Here is a 13,069-nt window from a genome sequence, read left to right as displayed (position 1 = left end):
TTGCACCGCGCGGCCGGCATGGCAAGGGCCGGCCGGGCACACTGACGGACGTCCGGTCGGCCGGCGGCGGCACGGTTGGGGGGCGGCGGGGGCACGGATGGGGCGGCGGGCGCACGCCTCCGCAAAGCGCGGTGGCGCGTCCGCCCCGCCTCACATGTCGGGCTCAGGCCAACGCCGGAGCGTGGGCATGTCCGACGTCCGCGGCCACCGTTGGATATGACCCCGCTACGCCCATTCCCCTTTCCCGCGGCCGGACATGTCCGCACGTGGGGTCCGCAAAGAATGGGCATGCCCGGTCCGGGGTCCGCAAAGAATGGGCATGTCCGGTCGCCTGGGATCCAATAATGTTCATGCCGGGCTCAGGCCAACGCCGGAGCGTGGGCATGTCCGACGGCCGCGGCCACCGTTGGACATAACCCCGTTGTGCCCATTTCCCCTTCCCACGGCCGGACATGTCCGCACGTGGGGTCCGCAAAGAATGGGCATGTCCGGCCCGGGGTCCGAAGAATGGGCATGTCCGGCGTGGGTGGCGCGGCGGGCCGGACTAACGCCGGACTAGCGAAGCGAGCGGTACTCGAACAGCGCGGCCGTGCCCATGCCGCCGGCGATGCTGATCATGGCCAGCGCCAGCGCGCGGTCCACCGGGTTTCGGCGGGCCTGGGCCAGGATCCTGGTGACCAGCACGGCACCGGACGCGCCATAGGCGTGGCCCAGGGCCAGGGCACCGCCGTCGAGGTTGACCAGCGCCGGGTCGATGCCCAGCCGGTCGAAGCACGCCAGCGCCTGGGCAGCGAACGCTTCATTGAACTCGATCAGTCCGAGCTGTGCCGCTGCCACGCCGGCCTCGGCCAGCAGGCGTTCCGCGGCGGCGGCCGCCCCCATCCCCGGCAGGGCGGGTTCGACGCCGGCCGTGTCCGTGCCAAGGACCAGCAGGCCGTCACGGGCTCCCAGCTCCAGGGCCCGGGCGAGCGACGTCAGGACGACGGCGGCAGCCCCGTCCGCGTCGAAGCAGGAGTTGCCGGCGGTGACGGTCCCGCCGGGGACGAATGCCGCCGGGAAACGGGCCAGCACGGCGGGTGTCAGGGACCGGCGCGGTCCGTCGTCGGAACCCACCGGTCCGTCGGCTCCGGGCAACGGCACGATTTCGGCGTCGAACGCCCCCGAGTTTGCGGCTTCGAGGGCCAGCCGGTGGCTGCGCAGGGCAAAGTCATCCTGCCGCCGCCGGGAGATGCCGTAGCGCGCCGCCACATTTTCCGCGGCCACTCCCATCTCCGGATCGCCGTAGCTCGCGGGGGCAAACTGCGCGCGGCCGAAGAACTGCGGCTCCCCGTCCGGTCCGGGCCGGGCCCGGAGCGGTGCCGTGCTGATGCTTTCCACGCCGCCGGCGAGGTAGATGCGGCCTCTCCCGGCGTCGACGCCGGAAGCCACCAAACGGGAGGCCAGCACGATGGCGTCCAGGCCGGAACCGCATTGCCGGTCGACCGTCAGCGCCGGAACCTCCACGGGCAGGCCGGCTTCCAGGGCAGCCAGCCGGGCAACGTTGCCGCCACCGCCCACCGCGTTCCCGACGACGACGTCCGCCACCAGTTCGGGCGCCACAGCCGCGGCGGCGAGCAGGCTGCGGAGCACCGGTGCCAGGAGCTCCTGCGCGGACGCGGAGCCGAGGGCACCGTGCGCGCGGCGGATCGGGGTGCGGAGCGCGGCGATGATGACCGGCTGGCGGTCCGCGGGCAGCTCAGCCAAGCCGCCGCACCCGCGGGTCGTTGCGCCTGATCCATTCGAGCAGGAGCGGCCGGCTGGGTTTGCCGCGGTCGGTGAGGGGCAGTTCGGTCAGCAGGTAGTAGTCCAGCGGCCGCTTGGTTCGGGGCAGGATGTCCGAGACCGCGGACCGGAGCTGGGTGCCGCTCACGCCGCCGTGGGAGGGCAGGACCGCCGCCACCAGGCGCTGGCCGCGCAGCTCGTCGGGGGCGCCTGCCGCCAGCGCAGCGGCCACCCCGGGCACGGAGCCGAGGGCCAGCTCCACTTCGTGCGGGTATACGTTGGCACCGGCGGAGAGGATCATGTCCGACCGGCGGCCCAGCAGGTGCAGGATCCCTTCGGAGAGGTGGCCCTGGTCCCCCACGGTGTACCAGCCGTCAAAGCACTGCAGCGCTTCGCCGTCGTTGCCCCAGAGGTAGCCGTCGCTGACCATGCCGCTGCGGACACAGACATTGCCGTCCGTCCCGTCCGGAACCGGGAGTCCGGCGGCATCGAGGATACGGATCTGCACCCCCGGGAAGGGCCGGCCGATCCCGGTGTCCAGCTCGGCGCCCGCCGCCGGCACGCAACCCGGCAACAGCCCGGAACCGGCGACGAAACTGAGCTCCGCGGCGCCGTAGTACTCGAAGATGGTGGCATTCGGCGCCCAGCGGCGCGCGGCCTCCAGCGTCCGGGCATCGAGCTTGGAACCGGCGCAGACGATGCTGCGCAGCCCGGAGCCGTCCACGCCGCCGGCCAGGCCGCGTTCGCTGAGCAGGCGGAGCATGGTGGGCACCAGCACCAGCCGGGTGATGCCGTCGTGAGCAACCGCCGCGTGCGCGTCGCCGACGTCGAAGTGTTCCAGGGTGTGGAAGGCCGAGCCCGCGTACAGGCACTCGGCCAGGGCATAAAGGTTCAGGCTTGCCGCCAGCGGTCCGGGCGCCAGCGTCCGGTCATCCGGGGCCAGGCCGAAAAACTCGACAGAGGAGTTAAAGGAGGCCCGCCAGGAGCGCCGCGAGCGGGTAAAGGCCTTGGGCAGCGCCGTCGTCCCGGAGGTCAGCCCGATCAGGAACGGAGCGTCCAGCGGCCCATCTGCCAGCTCGGACCCGGGGCCCGGCTCCAAACCGGCTGCCGGCTCGGACCCGGGGGCCAAGGTGGCCTCGCTGTCCGGTGCGGGCCGCGGCCGGCCGGCCGGGACCGCGGCAGCGATCTGCGCGGTGAGGCGGTCCCGCAGCTGCTGCGGCCAGGTCGGGTCCAGCACGGCACACCGGCGGGTCCCCGCCACGGCGGCGGCGAAGGCGGCCGCGAAGTGGGTGGAGTTCGGTTCCGCCAGCACGGTGACGTCCGGGGCCGCGGGCACGAGCCCGGCTGCCGCGTCGCGCAGTTCCGCCCAGCTCAGGCGTTCCCCGGAGACGACGACGGCGGGACCGTCGGGGCGCTCTGCGGCCCAGCGCTGGAGTCGATCTAGAAAAGGCATCGGCCCAACTTTACCGGGACGGCCGCCGCCTCGCGGGCGGCAGGGGATATTGTTTCAGCATGAGTTTTAACGACAACGTGGAGCTGGACCCTTCGCAGGTCCAGGACCGCCGCGGCATGGGCCGCGGGACGAAGATCGGTGGCGGAATCGGCGGCGGCATCGTCCTGCTGCTGGCGGCACTGTTCGGGATCAATCCCAGCCTGCTGGAGGGCCTGGCGGGAAGCGCCCCGGACCAGTCGCAGAGCCAGGGAACAGCGCCGGCGTGCAGGACCGGAGCCGATGCCAACACGCGCCTCGACTGCCGGATCAACGGCACCGTGAACAGCCTCAATGCCTTTTGGCCGGCTTACCTGGCCAAGTACGGCAAGCAGTATCCGCGGCCCGAGACGGTGACTTTCAGCAATTCGACCAGCACGGGGTGCGGCGCCGCGACGTCGGCGGTTGGGCCGTTCTACTGCCCGGTGGACCAGACGGCCTACTTTGACCCCGGCTTCTTCCAGGAGCTCGTGGACCGGTTCGGGTCTTCCGGCGGCCCGCTGGCGCAGGAGTACGTGGTGGCGCATGAGTTCGGCCACCACATCCAGAACCTGCTCGGCACCATCGACCGGGCCCAGCAGGATCCGCAGGGCCCCGAGTCCGGCGGGGTGCGGGTGGAGCTGCAGGCTGACTGCTACGCGGGTCTCTGGGTGCGGTATGCCACCACCACGAAAGACCCGGCGTCCGGGCAGCCGTTCCTCGCGCCGCTGAAGGACCAGGACCTGCAGGACGCCCTGTCAGCCGCCTCCGCCGTGGGCGATGACCGGATCCAGAAGGCCGCGACCGGCAGGGTTTCGCCCGAGTCGTGGACCCACGGCTCCAGCGCCCAGCGCCAGAAATGGTTCTACCAGGGCTACAAGACCGGCGACATCAACCAGTGCGACACCTTCAAGGTCGCTACCCCGTAGCGCCACAAGCTCATCCGCTGCTCCGCAACTGCCCTAATGGCCTGTCTAAAGGGCCGTTGTGGAGCAATCGATGGAACGACGACGGCGGGCCCGCCTCTGGGAGGTGGGCCCGCCGTCATTTCCTGCAGGCAAGGCGGTGGAGACTCAGATGTTGAATCCGAGGGCCCGCATCTGGTCGCGGCCGTCTTCGGTGATCCGTTCCGGACCCCAGGGCGGCATCCACACCCAGTTGAGACGCCAGTCGTCCACGATGCCGTCCAGGGCCTTGCCGACCTGCTCCTCGATCACGTCGGTGAGCGGGCACGCGGCGGTGGTCAGCGTCATGTCGATCAGCAGCGCGCCGTCGTCGTCCGAGTACTTCAGGCCGTAGAGCAGGCCCAGGTCAACGATGTTCACGCCCAGCTCGGGGTCGATCACATCCTTGAGCGCCTCTTCGACGTCCTCGAGGCCCGTCCGGGCCATATTGATTTCGGTCATGGCGTAGTCCTAACTAGGCCTGTGCGGCGGCGTCGGCCGCAGCGATGGTGGCGGCTCCGGCGCCCTGGAGGTAGCGGTCGTAGCCTTCTTCTTCGAGGCGGTCGGCCAGCTCCGGACCGCCTTCCTCGACGACCTGGCCGTCAACGAACACGTGCACGAACTGCGGCTTGATGTAGCGCAGGATGCGAGTGTAGTGGGTGATCAGCAGGGTACCCATGTTGCCCTCGGACTGGGCGCGGTTGACACCCTCGGAGACGACCTTCAGCGCGTCGACGTCGAGGCCGGAGTCGGTCTCGTCGAGAACGGCAAACTTCGGCTTGAAGAGCTCCAGCTGGAGGATCTCCACGCGCTTCTTCTCGCCGCCGGAGAAGCCCTCGTTGACGTTGCGCTGGGTGAAGTCGGCGTCGATCCGCAGCTTCTCCATCGCGCTCTTGACGTCCTTGGTCCAGGTGCGGAGCTTGGGGGCTTCGCCGTCGATCGCGGTCTTGGCGGTGCGCAGGAAGTTTGTCATGGACACGCCCGGAACTTCGACCGGGTACTGCATGGCCAGGAAGAGGCCGGCGCGGGCCCGCTCGTCAACGCTCATCGCCAGGACGTCCTCGCCGTCGAGCGTGATGGAACCGCTGGTGACGTTGTAGCGCGGGTGGCCGGCAATGGTGGAGGCCAGGGTGGACTTGCCGGAACCGTTCGGGCCCATGATGGCGTGGGTCTCACCGGTTTTGATGGTCAGGCTGACGCCCTTCAGGATTTCCTTGGTGCCCTGCTCGGTGTCAATGCTGACGTGCAGGTCCTTGACTTCAAGAGTAGACATGTGTCTTGTTCTCCTCTGCACCGTGCCATTGGCTGTGGTGCGGTTCTCGACGATAAGTTTTTGGGTGTTGCTGGGTGCCGGACCGGCGGGAGGGCGCGCTGCCCTCCCGCCGTCAGCTGGGGTTGGGTGCCGCGGCGCCGTTCAGCACGGTGCTCACATCCACGTAGACGTTGTCATCCTGGATGGTGACGGCGAAGACCGGAACCGGATCGTAGGCCGGCAGCTGGAGCGGCTGGCCGGTGCGCAGGTCGAATTGTGAGCCGTGGCCCCAGCACTCGATGGCGCACCCTTCCACCTCGCCTTCGGAGAGCGAAATCTCCGCGTGCGAGCAGGTGTCACCGATGGCGTGGATGCCACCCATGGAGTCCTTCACGACGGCTACCGGGTAGTCGTCGATCAGGATCCGCAGCGCCTGCTTGACTGCGATTTCGCTGGCGCTGCAGACCAGTTCGCCCTTCGGCTGTTCCGTCATAGTCCTTGTCCGTCTTCTCTCGTGCTGCGCTCTAGTTGTCCGTGGCGGCGAGCTCGCGCTCGACGGCGGCCGTGAGGCGTTCTTCGATGGCGGGCACCCTGATCTGCTGGATGATCTCGTTCAGGAAGCCGCGCACCACCAGCCGGCGGGCCACCTTTTCCGAAATGCCGCGGGCCATCAGGTAGAACAGGTGCTCGTCGTCGAACCGGCCGGTGGCGCTGGCGTGTCCGGCGCCGGCGATCAGGCCGGTCTCGATTTCCAGGTTCGGAACCGAGTCCGCGCGCGCACCGTCGGTGAGGACCAGGTTGCGGTTGGCCTCGTACGTGTCGGTGCCTTCGGCTTCCTTGCGGATCAGCACATCGCCGACCCAGACGGTGTGTGCGTCGCGGCCCTGGAGCGCGCCCTTGTACAGCACATTGGACTTGCAGTTGGCGACCGCGTGGTCCACGAACAAACGCTGTTCAAGGTGCTGCCCGGCGTCCGCGAAGTACAGTCCGAACATTTCCGCTTCGGCGCCGGGGGCGGTGAAACGGGTCGACGGCGTGACGCGGACCAGGTCGCCGCCCAGGCTGACGACGATGTGCTTGAACTTGGCGTCGCGGCCGAGCTTCGCCTGCTGGGAGGAGGCGTGCACGGCGTCGTCGTTCCATTCCTGGAGCGAGATGACGGTCAGCTGCGCGCCGTCCTCCACCAGGATTTCGATGTTTTCCGCGACGACGGCGCTGCCCTCGTGGTCCAGAACGACGACGGCCTTGGAGAACTTCTCCGCGATGATTACGACATGCTGGGCCGAAGCCCCGCCGCCCTGGCCGGTCAGCACCACGCTGACCTCGCCCTCGGCCTGCACCTCGGCCGGAACCGTGATGACGGTGGCGTCGCTGAAGTTCTCCCACGCGTTGGCGGAGACCCGGTCCTCGGGGATGCCGGCGGAACCGATCCGGGCATCGTCCCGGCCCACCGTCTCGACCCGGACGCTGTCCGGGCCGGTGACGGCCACGGCAGGAGCAGCACCGTCGAGCACATCGGTATGCAGGCCGCGGAGGCGCTTGAGCGGCGTGAACCGCCAGTCCTCCTCCATGCCGGTCAGCGGCTTGAAGTCCGCCAGCTGGTAGGAGGTGAGCCGGCCGGCGCGTGAGCTGTCCGGGATCCCGACGCCGCCGCCGTGCGAGTGCGCCTTGACGGCGTCACCGGCCAGCGGGGACTTCGACTCGGCGGAGTTCAGCGGCGAGAGCTTCTCGCCTTCCTCGGTGAAACCGTCGATGAACGGCTGGGATGACGGCGCGCCGAGGCGCGCCTTTTCAGTAGTGATGTCAGTCATTAACCGACCGATCCTTCCATCTGCAGTTCAATCAGGCGGTTCAGCTCAAGCGCGTATTCCATCGGCAGCTCACGGGCGATCGGCTCGATGAAGCCGCGGACGATCATGGCCATGGCCTCGTCTTCGCGCATGCCGCGTGACATCAGGTAGAACAGCTGCTCTTCGCTGACCCGCGAGACCGTGGCCTCGTGGCCCATCGTGACGTCGTCCTCGCGGATGTCGATGTAGGGGTAGGTGTCCGAACGGCTGATGGTGTCCACCAGGAGCGCGTCACACCGCACCGTGTTGGCCGAGTGCTTGGCGCCCTCGCGGACCTGGACCAGGCCGCGGTACGCTGCCCGGCCGCCGCCGCGTGCCACGGACTTGGAGATGATCGAGCTCTTCGTGTTCGGCGCGATGTGCACCATCTTCGAACCGGTGTCCTGGTGCTGGCCTTCGCCGGCAAACGCGATGGACAGGGTCTCGCCCTTGGCGCCGTCACCGACGAGGTAAACGGCCGGGTACTTCATGGTGACCTTCGAGCCGATGTTGCCGTCGATCCATTCCATCGTGGCGCCTTCTTCGCAGACGGCGCGCTTGGTGACCAGGTTGTACACGTTGGTGGACCAGTTCTGGATGGTCGTGTAGCGGACCCGGGCGCCCTTCTTCACGATGATCTCCACGACGGCGGAGTGCAGCGAGTCGGAGGTGTAGATCGGCGCGGTGCAGCCCTCGATGTAGTGGACGTAGGAATCCTCGTCCGCGATGATCAGGGTGCGCTCGAACTGGCCCATGTTCTCGGTGTTGATCCGGAAGTAGGCCTGCAGCGGGATGTCCACGTGGACGCCCTTGGGCACGTACACAAAGGAACCGCCGGACCAGACAGCGGTGTTCAGCGACGCGAACTTGTTATCGCCGACCGGGATGATGGTGCCGAAGTACTCCTGGAAGATCTCCGGGTGCTCCCGCAGCGCGGTGTCGGTGTCCAGGAAGATCACGCCCTGGGCCTCCAGGTCCTCGCGGATCTGGTGGTACACCACCTCGGACTCGTACTGGGCGGCGACGCCGGAGACGAGGCGGCTGCGTTCGGCTTCCGGGATGCCCAGCTTTTCGTAGGTGTTCCGGATGTCCTCCGGCAGGTCCTCCCAGCTGGCGGCCTGCTTCTCGGTGGAACGCACAAAGTATTTGATGTTGTCGAAGTCGATCCCGGACAGGTCCGCGCCCCACGTGGGCATGGGCTTGCGGTCGAAGTACTTCAGGCCCTTCAGGCGCAGGTCCAGCATCCACTCCGGCTCGTTTTTCTTGGCCGAGATGTCACGGACAACGTCCTCGTTGATGCCACGGCGGGCGTTGGCGCCGACGTCGTTCTTGTCGGCCCAGCCGTACTCGTAGGTGCCGATTCCGTGCAGCTCGGGATTCTTCTCGAGAATCTCCGAAATCACAGTGGATTCAGCAACCTTCTTCTCTGATAGTTGGTCCGTCATCACGGCCTTTCTTGCAGATGGTTGGATACTTCGTCCGGGTGGCCCGGAGCCGCGGGGCTGGAAGCCCCGACGGCGGCCGGACGGCCCGTAGGTATGTGGGTGGTGCAGACGTGGCCGCCGCGGGCCAAGGTGGAGAGCCGGCGCACGTCGACGCCGACCAGCCGGGAAAAGACTTCGGTTTCCACGTCGCAAAACACCGGGAACTGTGCGGCGAGCTGCTGGATGGGACAGTGGCCCTGGCACAACTGCACGCTGGAAAGCGCCGCGGGCAGCGGCGCTTTCGCCTCGATGGACTGCGCCGACGCGACGAAGCCGTCGCGGCTCAGCGCGTCGGACAGGGCACGGGCGCGGGCCGTGATGTCCGTGCCGGCCCGCTCGATTTCCGGCGCGTAGCGGCGTTCCATCTCGCCGAAACGTTCGACGGCGAACTCGCGTACCGCTTCAACGCCGGCCATTTCGCCGAGCCGCTGGAGGGCAAGCGCCGCGATGTCGAGGTAGTCGTTGCCGAGGCTGGACTGTCCCTGCGAGCTGAGCACGTAGCGCCGCGCGGGCCGGCCGGCTCCGGCACCGGCCCGGGCGGCCCGTTTGACCTCGATCACGCCGTGGCGTGAGAGCTGGTCCAGGTGGCGGCGGACGGCTGCGGGGGTGAAGCCCAGCAGCTCGCCGAGTTCCGCGGCGCTGATCGGCCCGTGTTCCAGCACGGCGCTCAGGACACGGTCCCGGGTGCGCTCCTCGGCGTCGCCGGGGTGCACCACCGGGACGGTTTCGGCCGCGGCCGACTCCGCGCACGCGGCAGGCATGGCAGAAGTAGATTGGCTCATGGAATACACAACACAATCATGTCGTAATTTAGTCCCGCGGGCCAGTAAGGCGTGGCTTTCCTCGGCGCCGCCGCGGACCGCCGCACGGGCTACTACATCGCGTAGAATGCTTGGGTGCGATCTCCCGAATCCCCCGCCCTGACAATCAGCGGGCTCATCAAGGATGTTGGTCCCGTGCCCAGCCTTGACGGCAAGATGCTGCGGGTCGTCAGCGGGCTGTCCCTCGTGGCCGAGCGCGGGCAGGTCACCGCCCTGCTTGGTGCCAACGGCGCCGGCAAAACCACCACGATCGAATGTGCGCAGGGGCTGCAGCGGCGTACGGGCGGAAGCATCAGCCTGCTGGGCCAGGATCCGGACACGGCCGGCGCAGAGCTGCGGGCCCGCGTCGGCGTCATGCTGCAGGACGGCGGGCTGCCGCCGTCGGCCCGGCCCATCCCGCTGCTGCGGCACATCGCCGGCATGTACCAGGACCCCTGGCCGGTGGACGACCTGGTCCGGCGCCTCGGCATCGACGGTTTCAGCCGGACCACGGTGCGGCGGCTCTCCGGCGGCCAGAAGCAGCGGCTTGCCCTTGCCGCGGCCCTGGCGGGCCGGCCGGAGGTGCTTTTTCTCGACGAGCCGAGCGCCGGCCTGGACCCGCAGTCCCGGCAGCTGGTCTTCGAGCTGATCGGTGAACTGCGGGACCGGGGCATGGGCATCATCCTGACAACGCACCTGATGGACGACGCCCAGCGCCTGGCCGACTATGTCTACATCATCGACGCCGGCCGAAATGTCGCCGAAGGCACCGTCGCGCAACTGCTCCGCCACGAGTTGCTGCCGGGCGACGCAGGCCAGCGGGTCCGGACCTTGTTGTTTGAAGCGGAACCGGGTCTTGACCTGGCCGGGGTGTTCCCGCCCGACGTCGAGGTCCGGGAAACCCGGGCCGGCAGCTACAGCGCTACCGGGGCGCTGACCCCCGCTGACCTCGCAGCGGTGGCAGGCTGGTGGGCGGCCCGCGGCATTATGCCCGCCTCCATGAGCCTGGCTGCGCGCAGCCTCGAAGACGTTTTCCTCGACATCTCCGGAAGGGAAACCCGATGAGCTCCGCGCACACAGGAACAACTGCCGAGTCCCCGCTGGGCAGCGCCCCCGCTCCCCTGCTGGGCAGAATCCTGCTGCAGGGCCGCTACGAGACGATCACCATGCTCCGCAACGGCGAACAGCTGATCCTCGCGGTCATCCTGCCGCTGCTGGCCCTGGTGGGGCTCACGGTCACGCCGCTGCTGGACGGGCTGGGACCGAGCCGGGTCAACATCGCGGTACCCGGAATCCTGGCACTGTGCGCCATGTCCACCGCTTTTACCGGCCAGGGGATCTCCACCGGCTTCGACCGCCGGTACGGGGTGCTGCGCTTCCTCTCCACCACTCCGCTGGGCCGTGCCGGGCTGATCCTGGGCAAGGTCCTCGCCGTGCTGGCCGTCCTGCTGATCCAGGTCCTGGTGGTCGCCGCCGTCGCCCTCCCGCTGGGCTGGCGGCCCTCGCTGCCGGGACTGCTGCCGGGACTGCTGCTGCTGGTGCTGGGTGCTGCGGCGTTTACCGCACTGGGGCTGCTGGTGGCCGGCACGGTGCGGCCGGAGGCCACCCTGGCGATCACCAACCTGCTCTGGATCCTGCTTGGCGCCTTGGGCGGCATTGTCATCCCGGCCGAGCGGCTGCCGGGCCTGGCCCAGGCCGTCGTCCATTTCCTGCCCTCCGGCGCGCTGGGCCAGGCGCTCCGCGATGCCCTCCTGCACGGCGAGGTCAATCCTGCCGCCGTGTTTGTCCTGCTGTTGTGGACGGCCATCGCCGGCCTCGCGGCTGCCCGTTGGTTCAAATGGAATTGAGAAAACTGTGAGTACGGTATCCCGCCCTCCCCGGAACTTGTCCCGGATCGCCTCCCGGCTGCCCGTCACGGTCGACAAGACAGTCCGCCGGCTTTCGGTGCTGTCCCTGGTCGGCCAGACCGTGCTGGTGGTCACCGGCGGGGCAGTCCGCCTCACCGCCTCCGGGCTGGGCTGCCCCACCTGGCCGCGCTGCACCGACAATTCGCTGGTCAACACCCCGGAAATGGGGGTGCACGGCTTCATCGAGTTCGGCAACCGGCTCCTGACCTTTGCGCTGGCCGCCGTCGCCGTGCTGATGCTGGTGTACTTGTGGAACCTCCGCAAGGAACGCCGCGACCTCTTCCTGCTGGCCGCCGGCCTGCTGGCCAGCATCCCGGCGCAGGCGGTGATTGGCGGCATCACCGTCCTCACCCAGCTGAATCCCTGGGTGGTGGGCCTGCATTTCCTGGTCTCGATGGCCCTGGTGGTCCTCGCGACGCTGCTCGTGAACCGGGCCTACGGCCGCACCGGGAAGGCACGGACCCGGGAGCTGGCCGCGCTGCCCGGAGCCGCACGGCCGGTGATGACCGCCGCCGCCGTGTTTTCCGCAGTGGCCGTGTGCCTTGGCGTGGTGGTGACCGGCGCCGGACCGCACGCCGGCGACGCCGACGCCCCCCGCAACAACCTGGACTGGGACCTCTTTTCGCACATCCACGCCGTTCCCGCCTACCTCGTTACGGCGGCCGCCCTGGTGGGCCTTTACCTGGTGTTCCGCGGCCGGATCGCCGGACCCTTCCGGACGGCCGTGCTGCTGCTCCTGGGCGTCACCGTGCTGCAGGCCGTGATCGGCTTCAGCCAGTACTACAACGGGATCCCCGCGCTGCTCGTCGCCGCGCACATGCTGGGCGCGGCCCTGCTCATGAGTGCGTCCACAAACGCCGCGGATATCGCGCACAGCAGCCCGATTAAGTAGCGCTGCTGTGTAGCCTGACTCTGTACAAGAGAAGGGCACCGCAGTGAACGGATTCGTCGAAAGCCTCCTGAACCTCAGCCCCGCCCTGGCATTCATCCTGGTGGGCTGCCTGGTATTCGCCGAGGACGCGATATTCATCGGTTTCGTGATCCCGGGCGAGACCGCCGCGGTGCTTGGCGGCGTCCTCGCCAGCCGCGGCAGCGTGCCGCTGTGGGGCATGGTGGCGGTGGTCGTCCTGGCCGCGGTGGCAGGCGACACCGTGGGCTATGAGGTCGGCAAGCACCTCGGCCCCCGGCTGCTGGACGCCCGGGCGATGCGGCACCGGCGTGCGGCCCTGGCCAGGGCCCAGGACTTTTTGCGGCGGCGCGGCGGCTGGGCCGTCTTCCTGGGACGCTTCGTGGCGTTCTTCCGGGCGGTCATGCCGGCCCTGGCCGGAAGCTCCCGGATGCACTATCCGCGCTTCGTGGCCTTCAACGCCGCCGGCGGGGCGGTGTGGGGTACCGGCTTCGTGCTGTTGGGCTTTTTCGCCGGCAACTCCTACGAGGCCGTGGCGAAGGTCGCCGGCCGTGACGTCACGGCAGCCGTCCTGGTCATCGGCCTGCTCGCGGTGGTCATCTGGCGCATCCGCCGCGGCCGCGCGGAGCGCCGCGAACCGGCGGAACGGACCGAGCCGACGGCGCCCGCCGGGGACTGACGGACCGGAGCCGACGGCGCCGGCCGGGGCCGGGGCCG

13 protein-coding genes are annotated in these 13,069 nt (G+C 69.0%); 5 read left to right on the top strand and 8 right to left on the bottom strand.

Annotated elements, in window-relative coordinates; all coding sequences use genetic code 11:
• Positions 1–555: 555 nt before the first annotated feature.
• Both AC3ANP_RS13770 and AC3ANP_RS13765 read right to left on the bottom strand, forming a co-directional pair.
• A complete protein-coding gene (locus tag AC3ANP_RS13770) occupies positions 556–1,743 on the bottom strand; it encodes a thiolase family protein (RefSeq protein ID WP_488330715.1) in 1,188 nt (395 codons plus the stop codon).
• Positions 1,736–3,214 carry a class I adenylate-forming enzyme family protein gene (locus AC3ANP_RS13765; protein WP_488330714.1) on the bottom strand — a complete coding sequence of 493 codons (1,479 nt, stop codon included), beginning with the start codon at positions 3,212–3,214 and terminating at the stop codon, positions 1,736–1,738. Before AC3ANP_RS13765 ends, AC3ANP_RS13770 begins: the two co-directional genes overlap by 8 nt.
• Before the next feature lie 59 nt (positions 3,215–3,273).
• Here AC3ANP_RS13765 and ypfJ point away from each other — a divergent pair, with 59 nt between their 5' ends.
• Positions 3,274–4,158 (top strand): KPN_02809 family neutral zinc metallopeptidase, encoded by an 885-nt coding sequence (gene ypfJ / locus AC3ANP_RS13760; RefSeq protein ID WP_488330713.1) that lies wholly within the window; start codon positions 3,274–3,276, stop codon positions 4,156–4,158.
• A 144-nt stretch (positions 4,159–4,302) separates the two neighbouring features.
• Here ypfJ and AC3ANP_RS13755 read toward each other — a convergent pair whose 3' ends face one another.
• From AC3ANP_RS13755 to AC3ANP_RS13730, 6 genes are all read right to left on the bottom strand, one after another.
• The gene (locus AC3ANP_RS13755; RefSeq protein ID WP_138769377.1) at positions 4,303–4,635 is read right to left on the bottom strand and encodes a metal-sulfur cluster assembly factor; all 333 of its coding nucleotides are present in this window, start codon (positions 4,633–4,635) and stop codon (positions 4,303–4,305) included.
• Between the two features lie 13 nt (positions 4,636–4,648).
• Complete coding sequence (sufC, locus tag AC3ANP_RS13750) at positions 4,649–5,446, bottom strand: Fe-S cluster assembly ATPase SufC (protein ID WP_488330712.1); 798 nt, start codon at positions 5,444–5,446, stop codon at positions 4,649–4,651.
• A gap of 112 nt (positions 5,447–5,558) precedes the next feature.
• Positions 5,559–5,918 (bottom strand): non-heme iron oxygenase ferredoxin subunit, encoded by a 360-nt coding sequence (locus AC3ANP_RS13745; protein ID WP_488330711.1) that lies wholly within the window; start codon positions 5,916–5,918, stop codon positions 5,559–5,561.
• Between the two features lie 31 nt (positions 5,919–5,949).
• Positions 5,950–7,236 carry a Fe-S cluster assembly protein SufD gene (gene sufD / locus AC3ANP_RS13740; RefSeq protein WP_488330710.1) on the bottom strand — a complete coding sequence of 429 codons (1,287 nt, stop codon included), beginning with the start codon at positions 7,234–7,236 and terminating at the stop codon, positions 5,950–5,952.
• Positions 7,236–8,699, bottom strand: a complete 1,464-nt coding sequence (gene sufB / locus AC3ANP_RS13735) for a Fe-S cluster assembly protein SufB (RefSeq protein WP_488330709.1) — start codon at positions 8,697–8,699, stop codon at positions 7,236–7,238. The genes sufD and sufB overlap by 1 nt, the downstream gene beginning before the upstream one ends.
• Positions 8,699–9,499 (bottom strand): helix-turn-helix transcriptional regulator, encoded by an 801-nt coding sequence (locus AC3ANP_RS13730; RefSeq protein ID WP_488333064.1) that lies wholly within the window; start codon positions 9,497–9,499, stop codon positions 8,699–8,701. Before AC3ANP_RS13730 ends, sufB begins: the two co-directional genes overlap by 1 nt.
• Before the next feature lie 135 nt (positions 9,500–9,634).
• Here AC3ANP_RS13730 and AC3ANP_RS13725 point away from each other — a divergent pair, with 135 nt between their 5' ends.
• Genes AC3ANP_RS13725 through AC3ANP_RS13710 form a run of 4 tightly spaced genes read left to right on the top strand, consistent with a single transcriptional unit; the run spans position 9,635 to position 13,031 of the window.
• Entirely contained in the window at positions 9,635–10,603 is a 969-nt protein-coding gene (locus AC3ANP_RS13725) for an ABC transporter ATP-binding protein (protein ID WP_488330708.1), read from the top strand.
• A complete protein-coding gene (locus AC3ANP_RS13720) occupies positions 10,600–11,385 on the top strand; it encodes an ABC transporter permease (protein WP_488330707.1) in 786 nt (261 codons plus the stop codon). The genes AC3ANP_RS13725 and AC3ANP_RS13720 overlap by 4 nt, the downstream gene beginning before the upstream one ends.
• A gap of 7 nt (positions 11,386–11,392) precedes the next feature.
• Complete coding sequence (locus AC3ANP_RS13715; RefSeq protein WP_488330706.1) at positions 11,393–12,337, top strand: COX15/CtaA family protein; 945 nt, start codon at positions 11,393–11,395, stop codon at positions 12,335–12,337.
• Positions 12,338–12,380: 43 nt separating this feature from the next.
• On the top strand, positions 12,381–13,031 hold the full coding sequence (locus tag AC3ANP_RS13710) for a DedA family protein (RefSeq protein ID WP_488330705.1): 651 nt from the start codon (positions 12,381–12,383) through the stop codon (positions 13,029–13,031).
• The last annotated feature ends 38 nt before the right edge of the window (positions 13,032–13,069 follow it).

It is taken from the genome of Arthrobacter sp. JB02-1C (assembly GCF_057748045.1).
This window is presented reverse-complemented; position numbering and strand designations above follow the sequence as displayed.

Bases quoted from the DNA above. Each gene is read 5' to 3' on its own strand.
- sufD (WP_488330710.1), bottom strand. From the start codon at position 7,236: ATGACTGACATCACTACTGAAAAGGCGCGCCTCGGCGCGCCGTCATCC.
- AC3ANP_RS13755 (WP_138769377.1), bottom strand. From the start codon at position 4,635: ATGACCGAAATCAATATGGCCCGGACGGGCCTCGAGGACGTCGAAGAG.
- ypfJ (WP_488330713.1), top strand. From the start codon at position 3,274: ATGAGTTTTAACGACAACGTGGAGCTGGACCCTTCGCAGGTCCAGGAC.
- sufC (WP_488330712.1), bottom strand. From the start codon at position 5,446: ATGTCTACTCTTGAAGTCAAGGACCTGCACGTCAGCATTGACACCGAG.
- AC3ANP_RS13765 (WP_488330714.1), bottom strand. From the start codon at position 3,214: ATGCCTTTTCTAGATCGACTCCAGCGCTGGGCCGCAGAGCGCCCCGAC.
- AC3ANP_RS13730 (WP_488333064.1), bottom strand. From the start codon at position 9,499: ATGCCTGCCGCGTGCGCGGAGTCGGCCGCGGCCGAAACCGTCCCGGTG.
- AC3ANP_RS13745 (WP_488330711.1), bottom strand. From the start codon at position 5,918: ATGACGGAACAGCCGAAGGGCGAACTGGTCTGCAGCGCCAGCGAAATC.
- sufB (WP_488330709.1), bottom strand. From the start codon at position 8,699: ATGACGGACCAACTATCAGAGAAGAAGGTTGCTGAATCCACTGTGATT.
- AC3ANP_RS13720 (WP_488330707.1), top strand. From the start codon at position 10,600: ATGAGCTCCGCGCACACAGGAACAACTGCCGAGTCCCCGCTGGGCAGC.